This is a genomic window from Microbacterium oxydans (assembly GCF_006540085.1).
GTDB lineage: Bacteria > Actinomycetota > Actinomycetes > Actinomycetales > Microbacteriaceae > Microbacterium > Microbacterium oxydans.
The window spans coordinates 346,988-363,323 of the sequence record NZ_BJOG01000002.1; the positions used below are offsets into that span (position 1 = coordinate 346,988).

Here is a 16,336-nt window from a genome sequence, read left to right on the forward strand (position 1 = left end):
GGCACGACCGAGTCGGCAGACCTGGAAAGATGGAACCGTGGCTACCGTGAACCCGCCGCGCGGCATGCGCGACATCCTCCCCGCCGACAAGGCCCGCCGTGAGCGTGTGCTCTCCGTCATCCGCGAGCGCTATCTCGCGCATGGATTCGACGAGATCGAGACGCCCGTCGTCGAGGAGTACGACCGTCTGCATGCCGGCATCGGTGGCGACAACGAGAAGCTCTCGTACAACATCCTCCGCCGTGGCCTGGATGCCGACGCGATCCGCGCCGCCGCCGACGACCCCTCAGCGCTCTCCGACCTCGGCCTCCGCTACGACCTGACGGTGCCGCTCGCGCGTTTCTACGCGAGCAACCGCGGTCAACTGCCGACCGTCTTCCGCTCGATCCAGATCGGACCGGTCTGGCGGGCGGAGCGCCCGCAGAAGGGCCGCTACCGCCAGTTCGTGCAGTGCGACATCGACATCATGGGGGACGACACCGCACGCGCCGAGGCCGAGCTGATGGTCGCCTCGCTCGACGCGGTCGACGCCCTCGGCCTCGACGGGGCGACCGTGCGCATCAACGATCGCCGGGTGCTGGAGTGGATGCTCGACAGCTTCGGGTTCACCGCCGAGGAGCGTCCCGGCGTGCTCATCACGATCGACAAGCTCGACAAGATCGGTCCGGAGGGAGTGGCGACCGAGCTCCGTGAGCGCAGCGCATCGACCGCAGCCGCCGACGCGTTCGACGCCTTCCTCCGCCGCCCGCAGACGCTGGAGTACAACCCCTTCGGCGAGCGGCAGATCCGCAAGGCGCTGCCCGACGGAGCTCCGGCCGACCTGGTCGAGCACCTGGTCGGCATCGGCGAGGCCGTGGCTGCGGGACGGGGACAGTCCGACATCCCGCTCGTCTTCGACCCGTTCCTCGTGCGCGGCATGGGGTACTACACGGGCACGATCTTCGAACTCGCGCATCCGTCCGTCAGCTACTCCCTCGGCGGTGGCGGACGCTACGACGGCATGATCGGCCGGTTCCTCGGGCAGCAGGTGCCCGCGGTGGGCTTCTCGCTCGGGTTCGAGCGCCTCGTCGACCTGATCGCAGAGGAGTCGGACGTCACGACGAACGCGGTCGTGCTGATCCACGACGCCGACGTTCCGGTGCACGAGCTCGTCACGCACAAGGCCGCGCTCATCGCGGACGGCGCCAGGGTCCGACTCGAGCGCCGCACCAAGAACGTCAAGGCGCTGCTCGAGCGTTCGGCGGTCGACGGCTACACCTCGTTCGCGATCGTGTCCGCCGGTGCCGCAGACCTGGAGCTCAAGCCCCTGTCCTGAGCCTCCTGCGGCCGGCATCCGGAACCTCCCGGGCCGATGCGCGTTCACGCCGCGTTCACGCCGACGGGGTGCAATCGTGGGGTGAGTCGCATCGGCACCGCGTTCGTCGTCCGCATCGTCCTGGCGGGTGCCGCTCTGGCCATTGTCCTCGGGGTCGTCCGCGTCGTGCTGGTGCAGCAGGCCGCGCTCGCCCGACGGCGGATCGGGAAGCCGCTGGGGGAGCACTCCCTCGACGCGGATCGTGTCTGGCGCCGGTCCCTCAGCGGCGAGCCGCTCGAGCTGCTGATGCTCGGCGACTCGATCGCGGCCGGTCTCGGTGCCGAGCGCCGCAAGGAGACTCTCGGCGCTCGGCTCGCGAAGGCGACGGGGCGCCGGTTGCAGCGACCGGTGCGGTTGCGCACGGTGGCCGTCGTAGGGTCGGAGTCTCCCGATCTGCCGCGCCAGTTCGATGCGCTCCCCGAGGGATATCTTCCGCACGTCGCCGTGATCGTCGTCGGCGGCAACGACGTGACGCACCGACTGCCTCCTGCGCTGTCGGCACAGCATCTGCATGAGGCGATCCGCAGGCTGCGCGGCATGGATGCCGAGGTCGTCGTCGGCACGTGTCCCGACCTGGGCGCGCTCCGCGCCGTGCCGCAGCCGTTGCGGCGGATCGCCTCCGGTCTGTCGCGCCGCCTGGCCGAGATCCAGGACGAGACGGCGCGGCGGGCGGGCGCGGAGCCGGTCGATCTGCGTCGAGCGGTGGGTCCGATGTTCTTCGACGAGCCCGAGGCGATGTTCAGCCTCGACCGCTTCCACCCGAGCGCCCTGGGCTACCGCCGTACGGCCGAGGCACTGCTTCCGGCGGTGTGCCGCGCGGCGGAGCGGTCGCTCAGCTCGCCTCGTCCGCAGGAGACCCGCTGAACGACGCCGCCCACTCCGCCACTCGACGACTGCTCTCCTCGTCCGAGATGTCCTCGACGCGCGTCATCACAGACCAGCGCACCCCGAACGGATCGCGGATGCTGGCGAAGCGATCACCGGAGACGAACGGTGCGGGTGCTTCGCGCACGGTCGCTCCCGCGGCGACCGCCTTCTCGACGACCGCATCGACGTCCGCGACGTACAGCCCCATCGAGTAGCAGTCGTCGTCGCCACCGGGGGAGCGCACGAGGTGGTACTCGGGATTGGGCTCCCCGAGCTGGAGCAGGCCGAGGCCGAAGTCCAGGTCGGCGTGCGCGACCACGCCGCCGAACTCGGTCACGTCGACGACTCTGGCCCCGAAGACGTCGCGGTAGAACGCGATGGCCTGCTTCGCGTCGGGGATGGCGAGGAAGGGGGTGAGCGAGGTGGCGCTGTGCGGGCGCCCGTTCGTCGTGTACGTGCCGTTCGCGCCGGCCGTGGGGGTGTGCGTCGTGGTGTGGTCTGTGCTCATGACGCCACGGTAGAACGGGCGATGCGGCGGCGGCTTGAAGATCCGCGACAGCCTCGCCCTGTCGGCGTCGGGGCCTACGCTGGGCCGATGGTGAACCCGACCCGCGGGGTGCTCTACCCCGCTCGCCTTCCGCAGTTCCACCGGCTGCCACCGCCGCCGGCAGCCGCGGAGCTGGTGGAGTGGTTCTGGATCCCGGAGTGGGACATCGAGCCTGGGCGCTCGTCACGGCAGGAGATCGTGGCGTATCCGGCGCTGAACCTGGTCGTCGACGCGAACACCGTCACGCTCGCCGGAGCGACGACGCGGGCGTCGTACCGCGATCTGCGGGGGAGCGGCTGGGCCGTCGGGGCGCTGCTGCGTCCGGCAGCGGTCGCCGTGCTGATCGACGATCCGGCGTCTCTCGTCGACGACGAGTGGGAACTCGACGACGGGAGCGGTACCGGCGCGCTGCGCGCTGCCGTCGTGTCGACGATGAGCTCGGGCGAGGGGCGACGCGAGCGGGCGGTCGAGGCCTTCTCTCAGTGGCTCGAGGATCGTGCGGGGCCGGTCGGCGAACCGGCACGCCGGGCCAACGCGTTCATGGACGTCCTGATGGGCGATGGCGCCGCGCTCACCCCCGAGGAGGCCGCCACGAGGTTGGCCGTCTCGGTGCGCACCCTGCAGCGGATGACCCACCGCCACGTGGGGCTCTCGCCCGCCGCGATGATCCGACGTCGGCGGCTGCAGGAGGCGGCGCAGCGAGCGCGAGAGAACCCGGAGACCGACCTGGCCTCGATCGCCGCCGAGCTCGGCTACGCGGATCACGCGCATCTCACGCGCGACTTCCAGGCGGTCCTCGGCATCGCACCGCGCATGTACCGCTCCCAGGCGCGGGGCTGACCGCGGCGCGTCGAGCTCAGGCGTGCGCGGGGCTCAGGCTCTTTCGAACCGCAGCCGCAGCAGCCGGTATCCGACCCCGAGGAGGACGACCCCCGTACCGATCAGTGAGGCCAGCACGGGAAGAGTGTTCACCAGCACCAGGCAGCCGAGCGCTCCGAGCACGTGCAGCACCCGTGGATACCGACGCGCGGACCCGCTCTGACGGAATGCGGCGGCGTTCGCGATCAGGTAGTACAGCAGCACGCCGAAGGAGGAGAAGCCGATGGCGCCGCGCAGGTCGGCGATGAGGACGATCGCGACCACGATGAGCGCGATGGCGATCTCCGCGCGCTGCGGGACCTGATGGCGCCGATCGATCTTCGCGAGGAATCGAGGGACGTCACCCTCGCGAGCCATGGCCAGGGCCGTACGACCGATCCCGGTGAGCAGAGCCAGCAGGGCACCGAGGGAGGCGGCGGCAGCAGCGATGCGGATCACGGGCGCCCAGGCAGATGCCCCGGCGGCCACCAGTACATCGACCAGAGGAGCGGTCGAATCGGTCGCACCGGCGCCGAGCACCAGGACGACGACGAGTCCCACCAGCGCGTACACGACGACCGTGCCACCCAGCGCCAGCACGATGGCACGGGGGATCGTGCGTCCGGGATCGACGACCTCCTCACCCATGGTCGCGATCCGGGCGTATCCCGCGAATGCGAAGAACAGCAGGCCGGCCCCCTGGAGCACTCCGTAGGCCGTGGCATCGGGGAGGGGGGTCGGGTTCGCCGCCGGAGCGCCGGCGAACCCGAAGACCACGACGACCGCGAGGCCGAGTAGGGAGCACACCACGAGGATGCGGGTGACCAGGGCGGTGCGGGTCACGCCGAGGCAGTTCACGGCGGCGAGCAGCACGACAGCGGCGACCGCGACGGGCAACTGCCAGCCGGCCGGTGCCGCGTAGGCGGCGAACGTCATGGCCATCGCCGCGCAGCTCGCGATCTTGCCGATCACGAAGCTCCATCCCGCGATGAAGCCCCACCAGGGGCCTATCTCCGCGCGGGCGTAGGCATAGGTGCCACCCGCGACCGGGTGGGCGGCGGCGAGCTGCGCTGATGAGGTGGCATTGGCGTATGCGACGACCGCGGCGATCGCGAGGGCGATGAGGACGCCGCTGCCAGCGACCCCGATCGCGGGAGCCCACACGGAGAAGACACCGGCGCCGATCATCGAGCCGAGACCGATGGCGACCGCGTCTCCGAGCGTCAGGCGACGGGCGAGGGGCATCCCGTCATCGTGTCACGCGCCGGTGAACGGCGGGTGAAGAGGCGTGCGAGCGTGACGGCACGACGGCCAGTGCGGGCAGCGTGAGGGTCGCCGGCGCCGTGCCGCCGACGCGGACGGTCTGATCGCTGGGGATGAGCCGCGAGTGGTCGCGCACCGGGTCCTCCGTTCCGGGGTTGCGCAGGTGCAGCGGGTGCGCGCCCGACGACACCTGCACGCGCAGGCGTGACCCCGCCGCGAACCGGTGGGCGAGAGGCGCGAGTTCGAGACGGATCCGGCCCGCCTCGTCTGTGTGCGTCTCGTCCGTGTGCACCTCTTCCGGCCGAAGGCGCCGGTACCCGTCGGTGAGCGCCCGCGAGACCCCTCGCGCGTCCACCTCGCACAGACGCACGAACAGATCGGCACGCGGGTTCGAGGACGCGAAGGACAGCGTGATCATGGGCGTGCCGATGACGAGGAGGTCGTCGGGAAGCCGGTCGCCCGTGAAGACGAGCACATCCGCCCGGCGTTCGCGGGTGTGCTGGGGGCGGCGCCCGGCGGAGAACGGATTGAGGGTCCTGCCGCCCGCATCCGGGGTCGGGGCCACCGGATCGTAGCGGTACGTGAGGTCGGCCGCGGGGCTGGCGACGCCCGTGCCGTCGAGGCGCCCGTCGCGGGTGAGCTCCAGCTCCACGGCCGTATACGGCGGGGGCCAGCTGTCCAGCTCCCGCCAGCCGCCGCCACCTGTCACGTCGATGCGCACCCCTTCGGTCTGCGCCGTTCCGGTGAACGAGCGCAGCACCTCGCGGACGCCGATGACGGTGATGTCGGGCGCCCCGTGCACCCAGTCGCCGACGATGAGGCGCACCGGACGACCCGCATCGCGCAGGGCAGCGTAGTCGTCGAGCTGGCCCACGAGGAACAGATCCTGCCAGCCGGCGACCAGCGTGACGGGCGGGATGGAGTCGACGTCCTGCGCGAAGTGCATCGGCTCCCACCAGGGGTCCCCCTGATCGCTGTGCTCGACCCAGTCGCGGTAGAACTGCGGATCGGCGCCTCGGGCCACGCGCACGGCATCCGCCGGCGGGACGGCGAGCGCGCCGCGACGGAATCCGCGCCGGGCACGCAGCAGCGCCCAGGCCTTCGACGGCAGCGCCCGCTCCTGGATGTCGAGGGCGTATGCCCACGTGAGCGGGGTGTCGATCGAGAATCCGCCGCCCGGGTAGAGGATGGCATCGTCGAAGCGCCGCGCGGAGATGGCGATGCCGAGCGCGTCGGGGCGGTCGTCGCCGTCGCAGTACGCCCACTGGGTCACCCCGAAGTAGCTCCCGCCCCACGAGTGCACGCGTCCGGTCGCCCACGGCTGCGCGCGCAGCCACCGCATCGTCGCCTGCCCGTCGGCGACCTCGTCGTGCAGCGGATCGAACGTCCCGCCGGAGCCGAAGGTGCCGCGACAGCTCTGCACGACCACATGGTGCCCTCGCTCGGCCAGGAAGAGCGCGACGCCGGCGATCCCGTCGCGGCCGTACGGCGTGCGGATCAGGATCGTGTCGCCTCCGGATCCTTCCGCGTGCCAGTGGTCGGTGAGGAGCGCGGCGCCGTCGTCCGACGCCACCCGGATGCCGGTCGTCCGGACGACGTCCTGGTGCGTCTTCGCCGGCATGTCGGCGACGCGGGCGAGCCGCCGGTACTCGCGCCGCGCGGCGCCGCCCAGGCGGGGAGCATCGGTCATCGCACGCCCTTCACTCGGGTGACCGCGAACGCGGCGATCACGGCCATCACGACCGCGCCGATGTAGAGGGCCGCGAAGTTCTCACCTGTGGGCGAGCCTATGCGGGTCGCGAAGAATCCGAAAACGGGGACGAGGATGCCCGGCAGCAGGTAGGCGAGAGCCACGATGCCGAGGTCCTTGCCGGCGTCCTCGACCGAGGGGAGGCACTCCGTCATCAGTGCGACGTCGGCGGCGATGTAGGCGCCCTGCCCCGCCCCGACGATCGCGATGCCGACGAGGAAGAAGGCGATGTCGCCGAAGGAGATCGCGAGGATGAGCCCTCCGGCGCTCGCGAGGGCGCCGATGATGACGCTCGGCTTGCGGCGACCCGTGCGATCGGAGATCACGCCGAACACGAACGCCATGACCAGGTTCATCAGCGTGAAGGCCGCTGTGGCCTGAGTCTGCACGGCGGCGATCTCGGTCGGGTCGTCGATGCCGAAGCGGCCGGAGATCGTGAGGTAGAGATAGCTCGTGACCGAGACGATCGACGCGGTCATGAAGAAGCGGCACACCCACGCCCATGCGAAGTCCGGGTAGCGACGCGGACTCAACCAGAAGGTGGCGAGCACCCCGCTCCAGTCGAGCGGCTCGGCGGGCAGCAGTCGCCGGATGTCCTTCAGCGTGAAGAACAGGGTGAGCGCGAGGACCACGGAGAGGCCGCCGGGGATCAGGAACATGCCGATCTGGCCCATGGGCGCGACGATGCCCGCGAGGGAGACTCCGCCGAGGATGCCGATGGCGGTGGCCGCTCCGGTGACGGCGGACATGATCGCGCGGATGCTGCGGCGGATCTGATCCGCGAACAGGGTGTGGACGGTCATCGACACGGCGCCCCATCCGACGAGGACCAGGATCGTGCCGACGCCGAGCACGAGGAGGTTCGGCGCGGTCGCCTGGATCACGTAGCCGATCAGGGCGATCAGCGCGCCGGAGAGGATCCAGGGGCGGCGGATGCCGAGGCGGGACATCGAGCGGTCGCTGAGCCGACCGAAGATCGGCGTCGTGATGAGGATGGCGGCGCCGCCGAGGGTGAGGATGATGCTGAGGTTGCCCGTCGCCTGGTCGGGGTCCCATTCCTTGAGCAGCTGCGGGATCGCGACACCGGCGACGCCCTGGGCGATGCCGGAGCCGAACCACGCGAGCACGAAGGTGATCCAGAACAGGCGCGTCTGGCGCTGTCCGGGGATCGCATCGGCGGTGAGCGGGGGAGCGGGATCTGCGGGGAACACGGGATCGACGGCGTGGGTGGACATCTTCGTCTCCTGGTCTCGGTCGGGGTGGGAACTGTTCATGGCTGCGTGCCGGTGATGGTCGCGGCTCCGTCCGGCGGTCGGGGCATCGGATGGGAGTCGGCGCGGTAGGCACCGGCGAGCTCTTCGACGAAGGCGTCGCGCCATTCGCGGGCTCCCTCCCAGCATCCGGTGAGCCCGGGAGACGCGTGGTCGTGCCCGAGCCCGATGTGCAGCACGACGGGGACGCCTGCTTCACGCAGGCTGTCGGCGTACGCGATGGCACCGTCGCGGAGCGGGTCGTACTCGGCGGCGAGGATGAGTGCGGGCGCGAGCCCGCGGTGATCCGGCGCATCCAGTGGTGAGGCCTCGGCGAGCGGCGCTCCCGCGCGATACAGCCCGGCGAGGTGCTCGATGCCCGTGCGCTCGGCGGGCCGAAGGCGGCGGTGCATCGAGTCGCCGAACAGCCGCAGTGCCGCGGGCAGCACTTCGAGCGCCTGGTGATGCAGCGGCTCTCCGGCGTCGCGCAGGCGCAGAGCGGTGGTCGCCGCGATCGTCGCCCCCGCGGAGTTGCCTCCGACACCGAGCCGGTCGGCAGCGACGTCGAGTTCGGCGGCGCGCTCGCGGAGGTCGGCGAGAGCGGCCACGGCGTCCTCGACGGGGGCGGGGAACGGGTGCTCGGGAGCCAGACGGTACTCGAGCGCGACGATCTGCACTCCTGACCGCAGCGCGCGATCCGCGCACAGGCGGTCGTTGAGGATCTCGTCGATCGTGCCGCCCGTCCACCCGCCGCCGTGCAGCCACAGCATCGTCGGCATCGCCCCGATCGCCGACGTCGGGCGGAACCGACGGGCACGCAGCGGTTCCGCTCCGCCCGACACCACGAGATCGTCGATCTCCACCTCGGCGGGAACGGGAGCGGTGAACTCGACGGCGAGGCGGTCGCTCAACTCGCGCTGCGCCCGGCGACGGGCTGCCATCTCGCGAGACTCGAGGTCGGGGAGCGTCGCGGAGAGTTCGCCGATGCGCTGGATCCATTCGCGGATCTCGGGACCCAACGGCGGCTCGAGGTACTCGGGAGCGCTCATGCGGTCGCCCCTGGGTGGAGCGTGCGCAGCTCGGAGACGACGAGACGGTGTGCGACGTCTGCGGAGGGCACGAACCCGGTCGATCCCAGCGAGCCGTGGGTCTGTCCGATGAAGCGCATCGCCGTCACCGGCACGCCGGCCGCCGAGAGTGCGCGCGCATAGGCTTCCCCGTCACCACGCAGGGGGTCGAGCTCCGAGGTGAGGATCAGTGCCGGCGGCAGGCCTTCGTGAGAGGCGGCCCGCAGCGGGGAGGCGTACGGTCGGCGTGCCGCCGCGGCATCGTCTCCGACGTACTGACGCACGAGCGTCCGGCCGACCGCGCGCACGATGACGCCAGGCATGCGGGCATCGATGCCACTCATGTCGGCATGTCCCATGGTCAGATCGAGGGCGGGATTCTCCAGCAGCTGCAGCGCGATCGGATGCGCGGAGCGATCACGGTTCATGAGCGTCACGGCCGCGGCGAGGTCGCCTCCCGACGATGCTCCGCCGATGGCGATCCTCTCGGGCGACGCCCCCAGCTCCTCCGCGTGCGCGTGGGTCCATTCGAACGCCGACCAGCACTGCTCCGGCTGCGTTGGGAAGCGCTCCTCCGGCGCATGGGCGTAATCGGCGGCGACGATCACGATGCCGGCGTCGTGTGCTCTGACCCGGAAGCGCGCATCCCACGAGACCCAGTCGATGCCCGCGATGGTGAACCCGCCGCCGTAGAAGTACACGAGCACGGGGAGCCCCGACCCTGGCGGTGTGCGCTCCTCACCGGGCCAGTAGACCCGCACGCGCACGTCGGGGTGCCCGTCGACCGGGACGATGTGGTCCTCGGTGGCGGTCGGCAGCGGGGTGATACCCAGCGCGGCGCTCACGGCGTCGTCATTCTGAGCCGCGACCCGGCGGCGGCCCGCGGGGTCTGCGGGCTCCGGGGCGAGCAGCGGTGCGACGCGTTCCTCCCACGCCGCCACCGCGCTGTCGAGCGCGGGGCGTCGGAACCGGGACCGTGCTGTCGGCATCGGGCATCTCCTTCGATGGGTTCGCGTCTCGGCGGGGTTCCCGCAAGACGAGTTCCGACCTAGTCTGGGCAATCGAAGAACTTCGATGAAGAGAGAACACGGGCGATGCGCGCACGACCAGGCAGGGTCACCATCTACGACGTCGCGGAGCGCGCCGGGGTGAGCATCTCCACCGTCTCGCTGGCGGTGAGCGCCCCCCACCGGGTACGACCGGAGACCCGCGAACGCATCGTCGCGGCGGCCACGACCCTCGGTTATCGGATGACGCAAGGCCGCCGGGTCGGTGCCGCCCGCATCGCGGTGGCCGCGCCGTTCACGACCTACCCGTCGTATCTGCGCCGCCTCTCCGGAATGCTCCGGCGGGCCAGGGACGCGGCGGTGGACATCATCCCCTACGACCTCGATTCCGCGGCAGCCGCGGATGAGCCGCTGCTCGACGTGCTGCCCACGCGCACGGACGCGACCGGTCTGGTGGTGATGGGGGTTCCGCTCGGGGGAGCAGCGCGGCGGGCGAGCAAGGCGGCGCGCATCCCGGTCGTCTATGTCGACGTGGTGCCGACGCGGTCCGACGTGGGCGGTCCGGTCGTCCTCGTCGACGACCGCGACGGCGGTGCGCAGATCGGCCGCCACCTCGCCGGGCTCGGGCATCGCCGTGTGCTCTTCGTCCATGAGCCGCAGCGCTCGCCGGCGTACGTGTCGGCCGGGATGCTCCGCATCGAGGGGCTGACGCAGCACCTGGGGGTGACCGACCTGGCGGTGGCGCATCCGTCCTCGGTCGACGATCGCGTGATCGCCGCAGCCCGAGCCGCAGGAGCGACGGCGATCGTCGCGAATCACGACCAGTTCGCCGTCGCCGTCCTGTCCGCCCTGCGCTCCGACGTCGACACCCCGCCGCTGGCGGTCGTCGGCTACGACGACGGCGAGGTAGCCGAGGCGCTCGACCTCACCACCGTGCGCCAGCCGTTCGAGGAGAGCGGACGCACGGCCCTCGAGCTCGTCCTCGGACTGGTGTCGGGGGCGTCGACCGCGCGCGAAACCGTGCGACTCGCCCCGACGCTGATCGCGAGGTCTTCGACGCTCGGCGCCGGGTTCAACCCCGCGAGGCGGTGACGCGCTTCTTCTCCCGGATGTAGACCTCGCGACGCACCTTCGCCACGACGTCGCCCTCCCGGTCGGTGATGACCGTCTCGAACCACTCGAGCACCTTGGCGCCCCCGTGCGCCCGCTCCCGGATCTCTGCGGCCTTCTCTTTCGACACCTCGAACTCGGCCGTCAGCACTCCACGTCCCGGCTTGAGGAACTCGATCTCGCCTCGGGTGTCCCACACGACGTAGTCGCGTCCGAGCTGATGCATGACCAGCATGAAGAAGTAGGGATCGGTCATCGCCGACATCGATCCGCCGAATGCGGTCTTGACGTAGTTGCGGGTGAAGACGTTGACGTGGAGCTCGACGGTCGCGTGCGTCCAGTCCTCGCGGAAACGACGGACGCGGATCCCGCTGAAGAGGTTGGGGATCCAGAGGCTCATGCCGATCGCGAGTCGGCGGGGAGTGATGCGCATGAGGTCAGTGTGGAGCACCCGACCGAGTCCGACAAAGCCGTCTGGAGGGTTGTCACAGTTGTTATAGTTCGCATAGAATAAGTAGAGATTCGAGGAGAGGAGGGCCGGATGCTGATCCGCGTCGATCTCGACAGCCCGCGGGCGCTGTACGACCAGGTGGCGGCTTCGGTGCGCTCCGACATCCTCGTCGGCGTGCTGGCGCCCGGCGATCGTCTTCCCGCGGCGCGCGACGTCGCCGAAGCGCTGGACATCAACCAGCACACCGTGCTGCACGCGTACCAGCAGCTGCGCGACGAGGGCCTGGTGGATCTCCGTCGCGGCAGGGGAGCGGTCATCGCGGCCTCGGCCGCGCCCCTGGCCGAACTCGCGCACGACATCGACGACCTGGTGCGTCGCGCCGCAGCGCTCGGCGTCTCCGCCGACACGCTCGCCGGCATCGTCCGCGCCCACCGCGATGCCGACACAGGTATGCGCCCGATCGACAACCCCGAGGAGGATTCGCCATGAGCGATCACGAAACCACCCACGACCTCACGCGCACACCGCCTCCGCTGCTGCGACGCGCCCGGCTGGCCTTCTTCCTCGTCGCGGTGATCCTGCCGGTCGTCATCACGGCGATCGCCGTCGTGGTCCTGCTGACGTGGTTGCCCGCGCTGCCGCCGGAGGTCGCGACGCACTGGGGGCTGAACGGTGCCGACGGCTTCGGAGCTCCGGCCACGTACCTCTGGATCCTCCTCGGTGTCGGCCTCGGGCTGCCCGTGCTGATGGCCATCGTGACACTCGCCGCGGTCGGTGCGCACTGGGGCGGCGCTGCACGGATGATGGGCGCGCTCGCCGCCGGCATGTCGTCCCTCGCCGCCGTCACGAGCCTCGGTTCGCTCGCGATCCAGCGCGACCTCGCCGACCCGGCTGACGCTCCGGGGATCGGCGGCGTCATGGCCCTGGCCTTCGGGGCGCTCGCGGTGGTCGGTGCCATCGCGTGGGTCGTGCAGCCGCGCGTGCGAGCGGAACAGGGACGCACACTCGAGCCTCGGTACGCCGTGCACGTCGCGAAGGGGGAGCGCGTCGTGTGGGTCGCCACGACCACGATGCCGCGCGGGGCGCTCCTGCTCCTTTTCGTGGTGCTCTTCGGCCTCGTCGTGGTCGCCGCGTTCATGCTCGGCACCGGCGTCGAGGGCGGCTGGATCGTCGCGGTGGTCGCGCTCGTCGTGGGCTTCGCGGTGGCGGCGACCACGTCCTTCCGCATCAAGGTCACGCCCGAAGGCTTCTCCGCCCGCTCCCTGCTGGGGTGGCCACGCGTTCGCATCCCTCTCGATGAGGTCGAGTCCGCCCGCGCCGTGGACATCTCGCCGTTCGGTGAGTTCGGCGGATGGGGATGGCGCATCGCCGTCGACGGCCGCACGGGCATCGTCATGCGACGTGGCGCGGCGATCGAGGTGTCCCGCCGCGGTCGACGGCCCTTCATCGCGACGATCGACGGTGCGGAAGAAGCTGCCGCACTGCTGCAGTCCTATGTCGACCGCTCGCGAACACCGGATTCCCCCTCGACCGACGACGGAAAGGCGACCTCATGAACGACCGGATCCTGCACGCGCGTCGCGTGCCCTGGGCCGCGGTGATCGTCTTCGTGGCGGTGTCCTTCGCCCTCGCCTGGCTCGTGGCGCTGCCACTGTGGCTGGGCGACGGTCTCGCCGAGCCGATGTCGGTCTTCCTGCTGCCGATCATGATGTTCACCCCTGCGATCGCCGCGCTGGTGGTGACGTTCCTGATGCGCGTCCCCGCGCCAGGGCGGCGCGCCCGCTTCCTCGGACTGTGGCCGTTGCGCCCCGCGAAACGTGTGATCTGGCTCATGGTGGCTGGCTGGCTGGCTCGCGCCGCCGCTCCTGGTGGCACTGGGCATCCTGTTGTCCGCGGCTCTCGGCTTTGTGCAGCTCGACCTGACGTTCGCGGCCTTCGCCGCCGAGCTGGAGAAGGCCGTCCCGGCCGGTACGCCGCTTCCTCCGGTCCAGGTCATCGTGTTCGCGCAGCTGGCGATGATCCCGGTCGGCGGGCTGTTCAACAGTCTCTTCGCATTCGGAGAGGAGCTCGGGTGGCGGGGCTGGCTGCTGCCGGCACTGCGCCCGCTCGGGACCTGGCCTGCGCTGATCCTCAGTGGCGTGATCTGGGGTCTCTGGCACAGTCCGGTCATCCTGCTCGGCTACAACTTCGGGCGCACTGACATCACCGGGGTGCTGTTCATGGTCGGCGGATGCGTGGCCTGGGGCATCCTGCTCGGCTGGCTGCGTCTGCGGTCGGCCTCCGTGTGGCCGGCCGTGATCGCGCACGGCTCGTTGAACGCGGCTGCGGGGATGGTCATGATCTTCGCCGCTGCGCAGCCGGACCTCGCTCTCGCAGGTCCCCTGGGGGTCGCCAGCTGGGTCGTGATCGCCGCGGTCGTGCTCGTGCTCGTGTCGACCGGCCAGTTCCGACGGCAGCCCGAGCTCGCTGACGCGCCCGGTCGTCTGCTCTCCACGCCGCGCCCTTGACGGAGGGCAGCGGCGGGGGTTGGCTGAGGCCATGGAATCCACCCCCGCCGCCTGGTCCGATGCCGACTCCTACCTCGCCGACCTGCTCGTCGGTCCCGACCCCGACCTGGAGTCGGCGCTCGCCGCCCAGCGTGACGCGGGCATGCCCGAGATCGAGGTCGCTCCGGTGGCCGGCAAGCTCCTGCATCTGCTGGCCCGGATCAGCGGCGCGCGCAGGGTGCTCGAGATCGGCACCCTCGGCGGGTACTCCACGATCTGGCTCGCCCGCGCCGTCGGCTCCGATGGTCGCGTCGTGACGGTCGAGGCGGAGGCGGACAACGCGGCGGTCGCACGCGCCAGCATCGACGCCGCGGGCGTCGGAGACCGCGTTGACATCCGGGTGGGCAGGGGAGCGGACGTGCTTCCGACCCTGGTCGGCGGATTCGACCTGGTGTTCATCGACGCCGACAAGGAGTCCAACACGATCTACCTCGACTGGGCGGCGAAGCTCGGTCACCCCGGCACCGTCATCGTTCTCGACAACATCGGGCGCGAGGGCGAGATCGTCCGTGACGACTCCGACGACCCCAAGGTCGTCGGCACGCGCGAAGGTCTGCGCATGCTGGGGGAGGACCCGCGCTTCGATGCCACGGCACTGCAGACCGTGGGAGCCAAGGGATGGGACGGCTTCGCGATCGCGGTCGTCGTCTGACGGGCGGGTCCTCGGAGCCGTCGGGAGGCCGGGCTAGACTGGGCGCGGATCGACGACGCTCCACACAACGTTTTCCCCCCTGAGCAAGGAGCACATCAGTGGCACTGATCGAGGCTGTAGGCGCACGCGAGATTCTCGACTCGCGCGGAAACCCGACCGTCGAGGTGGAGGTCCTCCTCGACGACGGCATCGTGCAGCGGGCGGCCGTGCCGTCCGGTGCATCCACCGGCGCGTTCGAGGCGTACGAGCTCCGCGACGGCGACAAGAGCCGCTACGGCGGCAAGGGCGTGCTCAAGGCCGTCGAGGCCATCATCGACGAGCTCGGACCGGCGATCGAAGGTGTCGAGGCCAGCGAGCAGCGCATCGTCGACGAGATCCTCATCGAGGTCGACGGCACCGAGAACAAGAAGCGCGTCGGCGCCAACGCCATCCTCGGCGTGAGCCTCGCGGTCGCGAAGGCCGCGGCCGACTCGGCCGACCTTCCGCTGTTCCGCTACCTGGGCGGTCCGAACGCCCACGTGCTCCCCGTTCCGCTGTTCAACGTCATCAACGGTGGCGAGCATGCAGACAATGGCATCGACATGCAGGAGTTCTTCCTCGCGCCGATCGGTGCCGAGACCTACTCCGAGGCACTGCGCTGGGGCGTGGAGACCTACCACGTGCTGCGCGCCGAGCTGAAGGCCGCGGGCTACGCGACCGGCCTCGGCGACGAGGGCGGCTTCGCCCCGGACCTCCCCAGCAACCGCGAGGGCCTCGACTTCCTGGTGAAGGCGATCGAGAAGGCCGGCTTCACGCCGGGCACCGACATCGCGCTCGGCCTCGACGTCGCCGCCACCGAGTTCTTCAAGGACGGCGTCTACCGCCTCGACAACAAGGACTGGGACGCCGCCGCTCTCACCGAGTACTACGTCGGACTCGTCAACGACTTCCCGATCGTCACGATCGAAGACGCTCTGGCAGAGGACGACTGGGACAACTGGAAGCACCTGACCGAGGCGCTCGGCTCGAAGGTGCAGCTGGTCGGCGACGACCTGTTCGTCACCAACCCGCAGCGTCTCGCCGACGGCATCAAGCGCGGTGTCGCCAACTCGCTGCTCGTGAAGGTCAACCAGATCGGCACGCTCACCGAGACGTTCGACGCGGTCAGCCTCGCACAGCGCTCGGCCTACACCGCGATGCTGTCGCACCGTTCGGGTGAGACCGAGGACACCACGATCGCCGACCTGGTCGTCGCGACCAACGCCGGTCAGATCAAGGCGGGCGCGCCCGCTCGCAGCGAGCGCGTCGCGAAGTACAACCAGCTGCTGCGCATCGAGGAGGAGCTGGGCGACGCCGCGGTCTTCGCCGGCCGTTCCGCGTTCCCGCGCTACCAGGCCTGAGCGCACACACGCACGCAGAGCCGCCTACGGGCGGTGAACACCGCCGCTGATGCGGCACGACGAAGGAGGAGCCGTGGCACGACGACCGGCTCCTCCTTCGCCGTCTCCGGGAGCGCACACGCCGAAACCCGCGGCGAAAGGCAAGGGCAGGGCGACGCCGAAGGCCCGCGCGACGGCGCCTTCGGCCGCGCGCGCGGCGGCGCCTTCGACCGCGCGCGCGGCGGCGCCTTCGACC

17 protein-coding genes are annotated in these 16,336 nt (G+C 70.8%); 10 read left to right on the plus strand and 7 right to left on the minus strand.

All coding sequences use genetic code 11. The features are described from left to right. Positions 1-64: 64 nt before the first annotated feature. Both hisS and MOX01_RS07485 read left to right on the plus strand, forming a co-directional pair. Positions 65-1,315 (plus strand): histidine--tRNA ligase, encoded by a 1,251-nt coding sequence (gene hisS, locus MOX01_RS07480; RefSeq protein WP_218028588.1) that lies wholly within the window; start codon positions 65-67, stop codon positions 1,313-1,315. A gap of 81 nt (positions 1,316-1,396) precedes the next feature. After that, positions 1,397-2,218, plus strand: a complete 822-nt coding sequence (locus tag MOX01_RS07485) for an SGNH/GDSL hydrolase family protein (protein WP_230977836.1) — start codon at positions 1,397-1,399, stop codon at positions 2,216-2,218. Here MOX01_RS07485 and MOX01_RS07490 read toward each other — a convergent pair. Further along, positions 2,187-2,729, minus strand: a complete 543-nt coding sequence (locus MOX01_RS07490; protein WP_046749648.1) for a VOC family protein — start codon at positions 2,727-2,729, stop codon at positions 2,187-2,189. The genes MOX01_RS07485 and MOX01_RS07490 overlap by 32 nt on opposite strands. An 87-nt stretch (positions 2,730-2,816) precedes the next feature. Here MOX01_RS07490 and MOX01_RS07495 point away from each other — a divergent pair, with 87 nt between their 5' ends. Further along, positions 2,817-3,608, plus strand: coding sequence for a helix-turn-helix domain-containing protein (locus tag MOX01_RS07495; protein WP_141369123.1), 792 nt, complete (start codon positions 2,817-2,819; stop codon positions 3,606-3,608). A gap of 33 nt (positions 3,609-3,641) precedes the next feature. Here the strand turns inward: MOX01_RS07495 and MOX01_RS07500 are convergent, their stop codons facing one another. Genes MOX01_RS07500 through MOX01_RS07520 form a run of 5 tightly spaced genes read right to left on the minus strand, consistent with a single transcriptional unit; the run spans position 3,642 to position 9,945 of the window. Beyond that, entirely contained in the window at positions 3,642-4,871 is a 1,230-nt protein-coding gene (locus MOX01_RS07500) for an APC family permease (protein ID WP_141369125.1), read from the minus strand. Positions 4,872-4,875: 4 nt separating this feature from the next. Then, a complete protein-coding gene (locus tag MOX01_RS07505; protein ID WP_141369127.1) occupies positions 4,876-6,579 on the minus strand; it encodes a CocE/NonD family hydrolase in 1,704 nt (567 codons plus the stop codon). Further along, complete coding sequence (locus MOX01_RS07510) at positions 6,576-7,874, minus strand: MFS transporter (protein ID WP_058632516.1); 1,299 nt, start codon at positions 7,872-7,874, stop codon at positions 6,576-6,578. The genes MOX01_RS07505 and MOX01_RS07510 overlap by 4 nt, the downstream gene beginning before the upstream one ends. A gap of 35 nt (positions 7,875-7,909) precedes the next feature. Beyond that, complete coding sequence (locus tag MOX01_RS07515) at positions 7,910-8,938, minus strand: alpha/beta hydrolase (RefSeq protein ID WP_141369129.1); 1,029 nt, start codon at positions 8,936-8,938, stop codon at positions 7,910-7,912. Further along, entirely contained in the window at positions 8,935-9,945 is a 1,011-nt protein-coding gene (locus MOX01_RS07520; protein ID WP_046749645.1) for an alpha/beta hydrolase, read from the minus strand. Before MOX01_RS07520 ends, MOX01_RS07515 begins: the two co-directional genes overlap by 4 nt. Before the next feature lie 105 nt (positions 9,946-10,050). Between MOX01_RS07520 and MOX01_RS07525 the strand changes: the two genes are divergently transcribed. After that, entirely contained in the window at positions 10,051-11,055 is a 1,005-nt protein-coding gene (locus MOX01_RS07525; protein ID WP_058632518.1) for a LacI family DNA-binding transcriptional regulator, read from the plus strand. Here MOX01_RS07525 and MOX01_RS07530 read toward each other — a convergent pair. After that, on the minus strand, positions 11,036-11,506 hold the full coding sequence (locus tag MOX01_RS07530) for a PaaI family thioesterase (RefSeq protein ID WP_046749849.1): 471 nt from the start codon (positions 11,504-11,506) through the stop codon (positions 11,036-11,038). The genes MOX01_RS07525 and MOX01_RS07530 overlap by 20 nt on opposite strands. 108 nt (positions 11,507-11,614) lie before the next feature. Here MOX01_RS07530 and MOX01_RS07535 point away from each other — a divergent pair, with 108 nt between their 5' ends. From MOX01_RS07535 to MOX01_RS19285, 6 genes are all read left to right on the plus strand, one after another. Further along, positions 11,615-12,013 (plus strand): GntR family transcriptional regulator, encoded by a 399-nt coding sequence (locus MOX01_RS07535; protein WP_141369131.1) that lies wholly within the window; start codon positions 11,615-11,617, stop codon positions 12,011-12,013. Then, positions 12,010-13,080: a DUF1648 domain-containing protein gene (locus tag MOX01_RS07540; protein ID WP_141369133.1), complete on the plus strand. Its 1,071-nt coding sequence runs from the start codon at positions 12,010-12,012 to the stop codon at positions 13,078-13,080. Before MOX01_RS07535 ends, MOX01_RS07540 begins: the two co-directional genes overlap by 4 nt. Before the next feature lie 312 nt (positions 13,081-13,392). Beyond that, the gene (locus MOX01_RS07545) at positions 13,393-14,031 is read left to right on the plus strand and encodes a CPBP family intramembrane glutamic endopeptidase (protein ID WP_230977837.1); all 639 of its coding nucleotides are present in this window, start codon (positions 13,393-13,395) and stop codon (positions 14,029-14,031) included. Positions 14,032-14,062: 31 nt separating this feature from the next. Further along, on the plus strand, positions 14,063-14,722 hold the full coding sequence (locus MOX01_RS07550; protein ID WP_061015571.1) for an O-methyltransferase: 660 nt from the start codon (positions 14,063-14,065) through the stop codon (positions 14,720-14,722). A 98-nt stretch (positions 14,723-14,820) separates the two neighbouring features. Next, positions 14,821-16,101 (plus strand): phosphopyruvate hydratase, encoded by a 1,281-nt coding sequence (eno, locus tag MOX01_RS07555; protein ID WP_141369135.1) that lies wholly within the window; start codon positions 14,821-14,823, stop codon positions 16,099-16,101. A 33-nt stretch (positions 16,102-16,134) separates the two neighbouring features. After that, the coding region (locus MOX01_RS19285; RefSeq protein ID WP_218028587.1) for a hypothetical protein at positions 16,135-16,336 on the plus strand (202 nt) is incomplete at its 3' end.